We start from the raw sequence: 12452 nt of genomic DNA, 5'->3' as shown, positions 1-12452 counted from the left end.
CGAAATCTCCCTTTTTTGCCCCGCGATGCGGTGTTGCGCTTAACAATAGCGCAAAAGGCAGGGCGCGAAACCGCGCCCTGCCAAATCACTGATCTGAATGGCTTAGTTCAGAGTGAAGTATTTGACCTTGGGCTGATCTTCGGCATCCACTTCGATGCCCACACCGTCGGCCATACCCCAGTTCAAAACCTGGTGATGAATGGGGATGTAAAGCGCTTCGTCCTGCACCACCCGCCAGATGTCGGCGATGTCGGCATTCCGAGCGTCAAGATCGGTATTCGAGGCAAGCGACTTGATCTTCCCGTCCAGCGCATCGTCCTGATAACCGGTGCCGTTCCACGTGCCGATGTCATCTTCGCGTCCATGAACAAGGAAGTTGAAGATGTATTCCGAGTCATATGTCGGCACACCCCAACCCAGCATGTAGAAATCTGTCTTGCCATCGGTGATCAGCGGGAAATGCTGCGCCTTGGGCTTGGCGTCCAGATTCACGGTCACGCCGATCTGGCCCAGCATCCCAACAGCCGCCTGACAGATAGCTTCATCGTTGATGTACCGATCATTCGGGCAGTCCAGCCGAAGCGAGAAGCCATCGCCATAACCTGCCTCTGCCATCAGTTCCTTGGCCTTGGCCAGATCGGTGGAGGATTCGCCGTCCATGTCAGAGGTCCAGCCATTCACGAAGGGCGGTGCGATCATGCCTGCAGGCTGCGACTGGCCGCGCATCACGACCTGCTTGATCGCATCACGGTTAATCGCCATCGACATCGCTTGACGCACGCGCACATCGGCCAGAGGGTTCTTGCCGTCCACGTTATCCGCCTCGATGTCATCGGCACCCTGGTTCATACCAAAGAAGATCACCCGGTTCTGCGGGGCTTGCTTGACCATCAGACCGTCGACACCATTGACGCGTTCAATGTCCTGCACCGGCATATCCTGGAGGAAGTTCACCTCACCCGACAGCATCGCCGCAACGCGGGTCGCAGCGTTCTGGATCGGGGTATAGATGATCTCGGTCACTTCCATCGGGAACTGGTCGATGCCCCAATAGTTGTCGTTGCGCACCATCACCGTCTTGATGTCAGGCTCGCGGCTTTGAAGAACATAGGGACCCGTTCCGTTGGCATTGGTGGTGGCATAGGTGATTTCGCCACCTTCGAAATCCTGAACATTGACGGTGTCATTCGACTCGGCCCAGCCCTTGTCCAGAATGAACAGGTTTGTCAGGTTCGACGGCAGGATCGGGTTCGGACCATCTGTGACAATCTCGACGGTGAAATCGTCAACTGCACGCACTTCGACGATCGAGCCGATCAGCTCTTTCATGTCGGAATTAGGTTGCTTGGCACGGGTAAAGCTGAACACCACATCTTCGGCGTTGAAGTCCGCACCGTCATGGAATTTCACGCCTTCGCGCAGCTTGAAGACCCAAACATTCGGGTCATCGGCCTTGGGGCCCCACTCGGTCGCCAGCGCGGGCTCGAATGCACCGGTCACGTCGCGGATGATCAGAGGCTCGTAAATCTGGTGTCGCACGGTGTGCGTCGGACCTTCATTCTGCGAATGCGGATCCAGCGTCAGCGCATCACCGGCCCGCGCCCAGCGCAGCGTTTCCGCCGAAGCGCCCGCCGCCATCAGCGCCGTCGCACTTGCAGCGATCATCAGGTTTCTTAGAATCATTTGTAACTCCCCTTTTTGTTAACATCGTCCTTTGGACGACAGACCATTTTTACGGCCTTGGTGGTCCTGATCATCCAGATCATCGTTACAGTTGCAACACCTGATTGAGCATAAAAACGGCAGTTTGGCGGATGCCCCGACGCAAATCTGCCGTGCGCGCATGAACTTACGTAGCGGAAAGCTTACGCCAAGCTGTGGCCGCTGACTGTCTTACAAGTACGGATTTCCGCAGTTTTCAAAACATGCCTTCCGGTTGAACATTCCGGGAATGAAGTCAAGTTTCGAGCCACTTGCGGTCAAAAAACTGGTCCTTGGACCTTGCCCGAATCTGCTGAACATGGCGCATCGCCATGCTGAAGGTACCCGTCGGCCTGATCCGGGGCAACTAGGACACCTTTGCGCCGGTACAGCAGGCCATGGACTTGCACATTCTTTGACCCGATGCCCAAATGGACACCTTGGCAGGGGTCAGGCACATACCGCGGATTGAGGCCCGCAGGCATTTCAAACTGCGCTTAAAAGCATTCTCGATCAGATGTCCCAGTTAACTTCGGGAGAAATCGAAAGATGAAAACATTTACCAGAAGGGCGGCCTTGTTTGCCGGCGGAGGGTTGGCAGGGTGGGCAGCGTCGCGGTGGCTGGGACCGGACCTTCCTGTCTATGAAGGCACAAGAAGGACATTTGCGGAAACCGGCGACAAAGTTATGAATGACGCCAGCGGACTGTCACCGACACCGATCCACAAACATCTGGTGCTCAGCGATGACCCCGGAGACACGCTGATCGCCGCCATCCGGCAAGAGCTTTCGGAGGCCAAGTCAGAAGGACGCCCGGTCAACATTGGGGCCGCGCGGCATTCCATGGGTGGGCAAGCCATTCCCCGCAACGGCACAGCGATTACCTTTAACAATGGATCGGTTCAGATCGACGGTTCAGCCGGGACCTATCTGACCCATGCCGGAGCCCGCTGGTCGCAGGTCATCGCAGCGCTTGATCCCGCAGGCTGGTCCCCCAAAGTCATGCAGTCAAATAATGATTTCGGTGTCGCCGCCACTTATTCGGTCAATGCACATGGCTGGCCGGTTCCCTTTGGCCCGATGGGGGCGACGGTCCGGTCGTTGCGCATGATCCTGCCCTCGGGTGAGTTGGTGACCTGTTCGCCCACCGAGAACACCGAGCTGTTCAATCTGGCGATGGGCGGGTACGGGTTGATAGGCGTGATCGTGGACCTTGAGGTCGAGATGGTTCCAAATTCACGCCTGACGCCGGGATTCGACATTCTGGAAGCAGGAGCGTTTGCCTCGGCCTTTCGTGCGGCGATTGACGACCCGGCGGTCACAATGGCCTATGGCCGCCTGAATGTTGAACGCGATGCTTTTTTCGAGAAATCGCTATTGGTGACATATCGCGAAGGCTCGGACCAGTCGGACCTGCCACCAGCGTCCGGGTCGGGGTGGATGTCGCATGCGGCCAGCCGTCTGTACCGGGCTCAACTGGGCAGCGAGCCCTTCAAATCCTTCCGTTGGTGGAATGAAACACGGCTGGGCCCAGCGCTGGGTTCGCGTGAGGCGACGCGGAACACTTTGATCAACGAACCGGTTGTGACTCTGGACGACCGCAACCCGGACCGGACCGACATCCTGCACGAGTATTTCGTAGGGTTCGATGCGTTCGACGATTTCTTATCAGTGTGTCGCGCGGTAATTCCGGCCTCGTATCAAGAGTTTCTGAACGTAACGCTGCGCTATGTCGCACAGGACGATCAGGCGGTTCTGTCTTATGCAAGCCAGCCCCGGATCGCCGCTGTCATGTCGTTCAGCCAGGAGCTGACCGAACGCGGCGAAGCCGACATGGCGCGGATGACCCGGGCGCTGATCGACGGGATCGTGGCGATTGGCGGAACCTATTACCTGCCGTACAGGCCACATGCGACACTGGATCAACTGACTGCAGCCTACCCCAATGCGGAAGGGTTTGCGCAGGCAAAACGAGAGCTTGATCCGCAACTGGTTCTGCGGAACAACCTTTGGGACAGCTATCTGGGGCGTCTATGAGCAACCTTCAAAAACTCTGTCTGGTTTACTTTGTCGCGCTGATGATTGCGGCATCGCTGAACTATGTTCCTGGCCTGACGGATCAGGATGGTCTGGCCTTTGGCATTTTCGCACTGGATATCTATGACGATGCGCTGCACGTGGCCTCGGCCCTTTGGGCGCTGATCGCCGGGCTGTTGTCACACCGCGCGGCTCGCAGCTTTCTGATCCTGTTCGGGCTGGCTTATCTGGGGGACGGTGTGTTCGGGTTTTTCACCGGTTATGGCTATCTTGATCTGGGTATCTTTACAAACCCATCGGCCGGGTCGGAATTGTCCCTGCCTCGCCTGTTTGCCAACCTGCCACATCTGGCGCTTGGCGGCGTTGCCGCCTGGGCCGGGCTGCGGGACCGGAGACACACCGCATGAGGTTCTTGCTGCGGTGGACCAAACGGCTGATTCTGGTGTTGATCCTCGCCGGGATCGCGCTGGCTGCTCCGATCCTCTATGTGGAAACAAGCTGCCGTGGTACGGGTCAGCCCCCGGCTTATACCGCCCTGATCGACCCGGCACATCACCGGGCCGAAACCCGCACGCTGATGACTTATCCCGAGTGGCACATTGTCCACGCCTATGAGGATTACGCCGAGGTTCTGCGCACCGGCGATCCCCATGATTACGGGTTCTGGAGCAGTATCACCGGGTTTTGGGGGTCGCTCTGCGATCTGAATCGGACCGCCTCCGCTCTCGGTCAGGTTGATGGGGCCACCAAACAGATGGTCTATGTGATCGGTGCCAGCTTTTCCGCTGAACTGGCGCTGAAGGCCGCCTATGAGGAAACCCTCGGTCGGCTGGCCACTGTCTTGCGGGGCTCGCAACGGGCGCCGCTGGATGATGTGTCGGCACAGCAGGCCGCCGCCTATGCCGCGTTCCTGCAACAGGTTCCCTGGTATAAATGGCCCTTCGCCGACGACGCCCAGAGCCTAAGCGACCAAAACAGCGGCACCCTGCGCGACAGCGAGAGAGCGATTGCGCTGGGTTTGGAATACGGTGCCAAACAGGCCTATGCGGGCGTGATCGAACAGGCAGTTGCGCAGGTCGGCGCTGATGAGTTGACGCTGCGGATGATCATCACCGGTGCCAGTGCAGACAGCCTGTCTGCCTATCCCGGCGTGAAGTTTATCTCTGAAGGCCCGAACGGGTTTGAGGTCGAAACGCCACGCTACCGCACCCTGACCAACCTACTGGCGGAAATGGCCAGCGCGGGGGTCGAGATTGTCGAGATCGCTGGCAATGACGACATTCTGTTCACCGCCCTGTCGGACCAACCAACTGCGCCGGATGCAATCTTCAGCGCCCAACGACAAGGGTTCGGGGACTATCGTCATCTGATACTGGTCAAGGTTCCGGACCTCTCTCAGCGTCTGCGCCAGATCCAGGGGGACAACCTGACGCTTGAGCATATCCATGACTATTAGATCGCTCCTGACAGCCATCCCGCTTATGGTGCTTGGCTGGCTGTCGGTTCTTGTCGTCGTCGCATTGATAACGGATGAGGCCCCGGCCTATGTCGTGGTCTTTCCTTCACAGGGGTTAATGCAGAACCTGGCCGATGATGCAGCGGTCATCGGGACATCCGGGATCAGCGTGACGGTCACATCTGAGAGCAGCGGGTTTGCCCAATCGCTTTACCGGCAAGGGGCGCGGCTGGTCCTGCCAGCGGGGCTGCCCGGATGCCTTCCGCTTCCGGCGCAGTAACGGATATCTGCGCGGGTCAGAGCCTCTGAAAGCTCAGATCAAACCGCGCGCCACATGGGGCGGGCAGGTTTTCGATTTCACCGCGATGCGCAGACAGGATGTTACGGACAATAGCCAGACCCATACCGGTCCCGCCGCTTTCCCGGCGGGTGGTAAAGAATGGATCGAACACGCGGTCGACGTTACCGGGCGAAATCCCCGCCCCATTGTCGGACACGGTCAGAATAACCGTGTTTCCAGCCTCTGAGGCGCGCAGATCAACCGCGCTGGCCCCGTGATCTTTGGCATTTTGCAGAATATGGCCCAAAACGATCCGCAACCCCTCGGCCGAGATCGGGAATGCGACCTCATCCGCCCCGGACAGGTTTAGCTCAATCGGAAGCGCCCCTGGCAACGCATCGCGCAGGGTGCTTGCCCCGACATATCGGGCCTCGCGCGCGCGGGCGGCATCCCGAAGTGCTGCAAGCTGGGTTTCGATCTGCTGACGCGCCCCGTCGATCTGCGCGATTAGGGCTTTGGAGTCATCGCTGCCATCCGGGGTGTCCTGTAGCATCTCAACCGCCGCGCGGATTGCGGTTACCGGCGATTTCAACTCATGCGTGACGTGATCGGTATAAGACCGGATGGTCGCCTCACGGTCACGCAGCGCCTCGGCCATGGTGACGACCTGAGTTGCGGTCTGGTGAAGCTCTTTGGTGCCGAAATGCCGGATTGGCACGGCGCGGGCTCCGGCCTCTTGCGCCCCGGCATAGGCCTGCAAGGCTTTGATTGGACGCAGCAGCAACCGTACCAGCAACCAGCCCAGCCCCGATGTTGCAAGAAAGATCACTCCGCCCAGAACCAGGGCAGAGTTCCGAAAGCCGAATTCAGGACCCAAATAACGCAGGGCCACCAGCCCCGCGAATGACAGACCCAATGTCCCGACCAGCGCACCGCCCAGCACAAATGCCAATGAAGGCCGCCAGCGCCGGGTCACCCCAGCCTCCTCATCCGGATACCCTGACCATGTACGGTTTCCACGGAGTCCGACAAACCAACCTGCGCAAATTTGTTCCGCAGGTTCCGAAGGTGGCTGTCCAAGGTCCTGTCCGAGACCTGGCTGCGCGCGCCCCAAATCTCGGCAATCAGGGCCGTGCGGGGAACAAGACGACCCGGTGTTTCCATCAACATCACCATGATCTGAAACTCAGTACCGGTCAGGGCAATTTCCGTGTCGTGGCAAGCACAGAGTCTTGCGGTCCGGTCCAAGGTCAAGGGGCCGTGCCGCAGATTTCCCGGCGCCGCCACAATGCGATTGGTGCGCCTTAGGATCACCTTGACCCGCGTCACCAGTTCGCGCGGGCTAAAAGGCTTGGTCACGTAGTCATCGGCCCCAAGCTCCAGCCCCAGAATCCGGTCGACCTCATCATCGCGGGCGGTCAGGAACAGGATCGGGACGTCCGAACGGGTTCGAATTTTCTGGCATACGGCAAAGCCATCCAGTTCGGGCAGGCCAACATCCAGAACGATCAGGTCCGGTTCGTCGCGAAACGTGCTGATTACGGCTTCCTGACCGTTGGCGGCGGTCGAAACGCTGTAGCCAGCGCGTTCCAGCCCCAGACGCACAACTTCACGCAACCGCGGATCATCATCGACAACTAAGATATTCATATACCCGGACCGATACTGCTCAGATCGGCACCATAGCGGGACAGGCGCCACTTTCGAAAGCCCCATTCCTGCCAGCTGTTGATCGGGTCGGCTTCAAAATAGCACAACGAATTCGGATACCCGTAGCTGATATGCATCCCGGTCATGGGCCCCAACGAACACAGATAGGCATAGTCCGGTTCGGACAGTTTCAGGTTTCGGGTCGCGATCACATGGGCAAAATTCACAAAACTGGCGCAATAGAGGACCAGAACGCTCAGAATGCCGGTTCGCGCGATCAACCAACTATTGGATTTCCTGAACGCTATTTGCCACCCAACCAGCGCCAGACCTGCCGCAACAAGACCCATCCAGATCTGCGCATAGATACGCAGGTAGGTCAGGCCATAGGTGCCGACATATAAATCCAGGCGCATCAATGCCGCACCGCACAGAGCCACATTTTGTGCCAGCCACAACACCATCAGCGGTTTCAGCACCCGATTTTCATCCAGAAACGGCCGCGCTGCCAGGGCGAATGCACCGGCCAGCAGCGCCGTTACCAGCAACGGATATGCGCCGCGATGGGCATAGGTTGCATAGCTCATCCCCTCGGGCAATGAGGCCCCGCCCAGCAGAATCGACAGGTCCAGCACAGTCTGAACACCAATCAGTGCATTGAACACCCAGAGCGCCCGCAGGACCGAACCACCGTTGAGGCCGGGGATCGTCTGAGGGCCTGCGAATGGTCGCGGGTTCAGTCCGCGAAGCGGGTGGTTATCAACAAACGGCCAGATGATCAGCGCAATCCCGCCCCAGAACATGGCGCGCTGCAGCAGTTGACCGAAAGCGATATCCGGCGTGACAAGGGATTGGAATACCGGGTTCGCCTCGGCCAACAGGGTAACAAAAACCATCGTCCCGCCAATCGGCAGACCCCAGTTGCGCAGGAACTGCCGAACCCGCGTCCAGCCGCCTCCGGCATCGTTGACAATCGTGGTTTTCAGGCCGGGTATCGCGCGGACCGGGCCAAGCCAATTCTTTGGAAGATCAGTCAGAAACCCCAGCGCCAGCAAAAGCAGTTCCAGAACCTGGCCTTTCGGGTGCCTGACCCAGACAATCGCAAGGACGAGCCCGGACAAAAGAAACGCGACCGATAATGGTTGAACGAAATCCACGATCGGCAAAACACTCAGCACCAAAACCGTTGCGGGCATAAGCACCCCTTTGCCAAACCGATCCGCGGGCAGGCCGCACAAAAAGACCGCCACAGCAAAGACCGCTAGAGACACACCCGCCTGATGTCCCCAGAACAGGTAATCCGCCAGCGCGACCAGCAAGATAAACCCGATCACGCGCCATGCGCGACCATCGGTGGCAAACGCCGGGGTTGAACCCGGCGGGCCCTTGGTGCCTGAAATCACTGTCTCTTCCGACAGCCACCAAGCGTCCAGCGCCACAGAATTCGGAACTCCAGAAATTATAAGTTGCTGCGCCATTTCTTCCCTCTTGTGTTTTAAGGGACTGGTTTGACCCAAAGGTCGGGAAGCTCGGGTGCAGAAGATCTGCAGAAACTGTGCAGATCGGTGAAATGAGTGTCGGATTTGCAAAGGCTCGCGCGTCCTAGCAGGATGAAACCAACATCGCGGAGGTAAAAATGATCTATGCAATCTCGATCTATGGTCAGGCGGGTGTGTTCGAAGCGTTGCCACAGGACCGTCAGGACGATGTCATGGCAGGACATACGGTGCTACAGAATGCCCTCAGGCAGCGCGGGGATTTCCTGTCCGTCAAACTGATGCCCCCGACTACGGCTGTCACAGTCGAACCCGCGGCTGCCGAGACTCTGCAACCTATGATCGTCGACGGCCCGTTCGCTGAGACGAAAGAAAGTTTTCTGGGCTTATATCTGGCCGAGTTCAACGATCTGGATGAGGCGCTTGAACATGCGCGAATGATCTCGTCACCTGTTGCCCGGCTTGAGGTCCGCCCCGCCGCTTGGGCAGGCGGGTCGATGACCTTGGATTGACCGCGTGTCGGATTGGCTAGAGGCCACGTTCTTGCAGCAACGCCCGCAGGCCATCGCGGCCCTGACGCGGTATTTCCGGAACATCGACCTTGCCGAAGATGCATTTGCCGAAGCCTGCCTAAAGGCCTTGACCGTATGGCGCAAACAAGGCGCGCCGCGCGATCCGCTGGCTTGGCTTTTGACCACCGCCCGTAATGCCGGGCTGGATGGTTTGCGCAAATCCCAACGCCGCAGCGCAATCCTGACCCGCCACAGGGAAGAATTTCATTCCATGGCTGATGACCCACCAGATCCGGACGAGCTGCGCGACGATGTTCTGCGCCTGCTGTTCATCTGTTGTCACCCGGACCTAAGCCGGCAAGACCAGATTGCGCTGGCCCTAAAAATTGTTGCCGGGTTGCGTGTGGAAGAAATCGCCCGTGGTTTCCTTGTCAGTACAAAGGCAATGGAACAGCGAATTACCCGCGCCAAGAAAAGGATCGCAGGAAGTTCTGTCGCTTTTGAAACACCCACGCCACAGGAGCGGGCTGCGCGTTTGGGCGAAGTGTCTTTGATGATCTACCTGATGTTCAACGAAGGCTGGTCAACCTCGGGTGGCCCGGTGCAAATCCGGCTCAAACTATGCGATGAGGCGATACGTCTGGCCCGGCTGCTGGTTGCCCTGTTCCCGACGATGGCCGAGCAGATTTCACTGCTGGCCCTGTTGCTTCTGCAACATGCCCGTCGTGAAGCACGGCTAGACGATCAAGGTGATCTTGTAGCCCTGGAAGATCAGGACAGGGCCCTTTGGGACGAGGCCAACATCGCCGAAGCGACAGCCCTGATGCAAAAGGCCGAACGGCTGAACCAAGTGGGTGTTTACGGTATTCAGGCCGCAATCGCCGCCGTTCATGCGCATGCCAAATCGACAGAAGATACCGACTGGTCTCTGATCGAGGCGCATTATGCCGCGCTCTATCGCCTCCAGCCCTCGCCGGTTATCCGCCTGAACCAGATCGCCGCCGGGTCCAGGGTTCATGGCCCACGCCGCACGCTTGTTGCGTTGGATGCCGTGGCGAATGATCTGGCGTCTTATCGCTGGTTCCATGCCTTGCGCGCGGCAATGTTGCGAGAGATCGGCGATCTTCCCGCCGCGATCCAGTCCCTTAACCGTGTTCTGAACCTCGGCCCGACGGGACCGGAACGTGTGGCGGTACTGAAAGAAATCGCCGCCTGTGAAAAAGATTTGAACCAGTTGTAGGAAAGGCCGATCCTCACGCGTCCTTTGTTCAGTCCCGCATGCAGCGGGCAATCAAAGGGAGATAAAGATGAGCATTCTGGACATGACCACCGTTGGAAACTCGGGCTGGATCGGGCATTCCGGGCCAGACCAGACCAAGGCCAAGCAATTCTACAAAAATGTGCTGGGCTGGAACATTAACGAGATGCCGATGCAGGACGGGTCAAGCTATGCCGCCGCGGTGGTTGGTGAAACGCCAATCGGAGGGTTCTCGCCCATGCCCGAGACGGATGGAAACTGGACGATCTATTTTACGGTTGCTGATGTCGATAACAGCCTAGCAGCCGCAGTTGCACAGGGAGCCTCAGTCTTGCAACACGCCATAGATATGCCCGGGGTCGGCCGGATGGCCACTCTGAACGACCCACAAGGCGCACGGTTTGCGTTGATTACTTATGAAAGCATGGCGTCTTAATCTTGGGCAGACAGGAGAATTCCCATGGAACACACACCGCAAATCGCTCTGCTTGTTACAGCAATCTTTGTGCTTATGAGTATTCCGATGGGAATTCTTGTAGGCATCAGACGATCCCAGACCGGAGTTTTACTGCTGCACGGGGATGACGACGAGCTGCTGCGGCGGATTCGGGCACATGGGAACTTTACTGAATATGTTCCACTGGCCCTGCTGGCTTTGGCGGGGGCGGAGATTGCCGGTGCCTCAGACTGGCTGGTCGGGGGATGCGGTCTTGTGCTGTTGGTGGCTCGCGCCGTGCATTATGTCAGCCTGCGTTCCACCCCCGACGGCAAAGGTCGGGTGATCGGTGCCGCACTGACAACATTGGTGATGCTCGTCTTGTCCCTGTCAATTCTTTGGCAATTGGTGGGATCAGTCTGATGCCAAATGATGAACACCTGAATCAACGTATGCGCCTCGCCCTCGAGGCGCATATTGGAATTTCCGAAATGCGGATGATGGGTGGCACCTGCTTTTTTCTGAACGGCAATATGTTGTGCGGCGCGCGCCGCGACAAAGACGGGTTTGGACGGTTCATGTTCCGTGTCGGCAAGGCCAAAGAGACCGAGGCGCTTTCTAATCCGTTTGCAAACCCGATTGTCCACGGAAAGCGAAAACTCGGTGGGTTTGTCGTTGTAGACGAGGCCAACTGCGATCCGGCTGCGCTGGGTGACTGGCTGAGCCTGTGCCTGGCGCACGCCGCCAGCCTGCCGCCGAAAAGTTGAATATCAGGAGAAGATGATGGATCAGTTCCGCTGCTTTTCGCCCGAGGCCCTTCAGTTTCTTTCTGATCTGCGAGCCAATAACCGACGCGAGTGGTTTCACGCCAACAATCAGATCTATGAGACTGCGATCAAGCAGCCCGCAGAACAATTTGCGGCTCAGATGTCACAGGCGCTGGCCGAAATGACGCACATGCCCCATTCGGCCAAGATCTACCGTATTCATCGAGACGTGTGGTTCTCAAACGACAAGTCACCCTATAATCCTCATCTGCGCATGTCTTTCGTACCCTGGGATTGCGGAGACCAGCCCCCGCTTTGGCATTTCGGGCTGTCCCCGGATTGCCTGTCCCTTGGGTGCGGCGTCTTCCAATATGTAAAAGCAGCCCTAGAGAGGTATCGGACCGGCGTAGCAGGACCAGCGGGCAATGATCTCATGGCAATCATCAATGATCTTACGGCCAGGAATGTCAGGATCAGCGAGCCCGAGTTGAAGCGCGGACCGTCAGGCTATGCGAGTGATCACCCCCATCTGGACCTTCTGCGCCGCAAGGGGCTTACCGTTTGGACGGATCTTACCGCCCAACCCACCGTAACCCAGGCAGGTCTTAGGGAAGAATGTCTAAATCAATTTCAGCTCTTCCACCCGGTGTTTCGGGCCTTGCAGTCCCTTGGCACCTAGCCGACCTAACACAGGATCATGGTATCCCTTCGCCTTCTTCAACGCCAAGGGTCTCACGTTGAGCGGGTCAGGCAGCGAGGGTGCGTAACCAACATTGCTGCCCGTTTCCTACGGGTTGGCATTATCTATTACGGGTCCGTCACAGTGTTTTTCTCGCCCCGTTTGCTTCCACGGTGCTTT

General features: G+C 58.1%; 14 protein-coding genes. 10 read left to right on the top strand and 4 right to left on the bottom strand.

The features are described from left to right. Positions 1–102: 102 nt before the first annotated feature. Positions 103–1683, bottom strand: a complete 1581-nt coding sequence (locus tag AC2FIM_RS11460; RefSeq protein ID WP_185956712.1) for an ABC transporter substrate-binding protein — start codon at positions 1681–1683, stop codon at positions 103–105. 567 nt (positions 1684–2250) lie between these two features. On the opposite strand from AC2FIM_RS11460, the gene AC2FIM_RS11455 reads away from it, so the two are divergent. The 4 genes from AC2FIM_RS11455 to AC2FIM_RS11440 are packed head-to-tail and all read left to right on the top strand — an operon-like array spanning position 2251 to position 5474. After that, on the top strand, positions 2251–3738 hold the full coding sequence (locus AC2FIM_RS11455; RefSeq protein ID WP_271950959.1) for an FAD-binding oxidoreductase: 1488 nt from the start codon (positions 2251–2253) through the stop codon (positions 3736–3738). Then, positions 3735–4145 carry a DUF4383 domain-containing protein gene (locus tag AC2FIM_RS11450; RefSeq protein WP_271950961.1) on the top strand — a complete coding sequence of 137 codons (411 nt, stop codon included), beginning with the start codon at positions 3735–3737 and terminating at the stop codon, positions 4143–4145. Before AC2FIM_RS11455 ends, AC2FIM_RS11450 begins: the two co-directional genes overlap by 4 nt. Next, complete coding sequence (locus tag AC2FIM_RS11445; RefSeq protein ID WP_271950964.1) at positions 4142–5194, top strand: hypothetical protein; 1053 nt, start codon at positions 4142–4144, stop codon at positions 5192–5194. The genes AC2FIM_RS11450 and AC2FIM_RS11445 overlap by 4 nt, the downstream gene beginning before the upstream one ends. Further along, on the top strand, positions 5184–5474 hold the full coding sequence (locus AC2FIM_RS11440; protein ID WP_271950967.1) for a hypothetical protein: 291 nt from the start codon (positions 5184–5186) through the stop codon (positions 5472–5474). The genes AC2FIM_RS11445 and AC2FIM_RS11440 overlap by 11 nt, the downstream gene beginning before the upstream one ends. A 16-nt stretch (positions 5475–5490) precedes the next feature. On the opposite strand, the gene AC2FIM_RS11435 is transcribed toward AC2FIM_RS11440, so the two are convergent. The 3 genes from AC2FIM_RS11435 to AC2FIM_RS11425 are packed head-to-tail and all read right to left on the bottom strand — an operon-like array spanning position 5491 to position 8602. Continuing rightward, positions 5491–6450, bottom strand: a complete 960-nt coding sequence (locus AC2FIM_RS11435) for a sensor histidine kinase (RefSeq protein ID WP_496708213.1) — start codon at positions 6448–6450, stop codon at positions 5491–5493. After that, the gene (locus tag AC2FIM_RS11430) at positions 6447–7124 is read right to left on the bottom strand and encodes a response regulator transcription factor (protein WP_271950973.1); all 678 of its coding nucleotides are present in this window, start codon (positions 7122–7124) and stop codon (positions 6447–6449) included. Before AC2FIM_RS11430 ends, AC2FIM_RS11435 begins: the two co-directional genes overlap by 4 nt. Next, a complete protein-coding gene (locus AC2FIM_RS11425) occupies positions 7121–8602 on the bottom strand; it encodes a DUF4153 domain-containing protein (protein WP_496732018.1) in 1482 nt (493 codons plus the stop codon). Before AC2FIM_RS11425 ends, AC2FIM_RS11430 begins: the two co-directional genes overlap by 4 nt. Before the next feature lie 158 nt (positions 8603–8760). Between AC2FIM_RS11425 and AC2FIM_RS11420 the strand changes: the two genes are divergently transcribed. The 6 genes from AC2FIM_RS11420 (at position 8761) to AC2FIM_RS11395 (ending at position 12272) form a co-directional block, all read left to right on the top strand. Then, positions 8761–9132, top strand: a complete 372-nt coding sequence (locus AC2FIM_RS11420) for a YciI family protein (RefSeq protein WP_142638441.1) — start codon at positions 8761–8763, stop codon at positions 9130–9132. Positions 9133–9136: 4 nt separating this feature from the next. Then, positions 9137–10372: an RNA polymerase sigma factor gene (locus tag AC2FIM_RS11415; protein ID WP_496708215.1), complete on the top strand. Its 1236-nt coding sequence runs from the start codon at positions 9137–9139 to the stop codon at positions 10370–10372. A gap of 67 nt (positions 10373–10439) precedes the next feature. After that, positions 10440–10826, top strand: coding sequence for a VOC family protein (locus tag AC2FIM_RS11410; RefSeq protein WP_496679467.1), 387 nt, complete (start codon positions 10440–10442; stop codon positions 10824–10826). Between the two features lie 24 nt (positions 10827–10850). Further along, positions 10851–11249, top strand: coding sequence for an MAPEG family protein (locus AC2FIM_RS11405; protein WP_496679462.1), 399 nt, complete (start codon positions 10851–10853; stop codon positions 11247–11249). Next, positions 11249–11593 (top strand): TfoX/Sxy family protein, encoded by a 345-nt coding sequence (locus AC2FIM_RS11400; RefSeq protein WP_496679459.1) that lies wholly within the window; start codon positions 11249–11251, stop codon positions 11591–11593. The genes AC2FIM_RS11405 and AC2FIM_RS11400 overlap by 1 nt, the downstream gene beginning before the upstream one ends. A gap of 16 nt (positions 11594–11609) precedes the next feature. Continuing rightward, positions 11610–12272: a DUF2461 domain-containing protein gene (locus tag AC2FIM_RS11395; protein WP_496732016.1), complete on the top strand. Its 663-nt coding sequence runs from the start codon at positions 11610–11612 to the stop codon at positions 12270–12272. Positions 12273–12452 lie beyond the last annotated feature (180 nt).

The organism is Ruegeria sp. CDSC052, assembly GCF_059610685.1.
The sequence above is the reverse complement of the archived record's forward strand: the minus strand, read 5'-3'. Positions and strand labels throughout refer to the sequence as shown.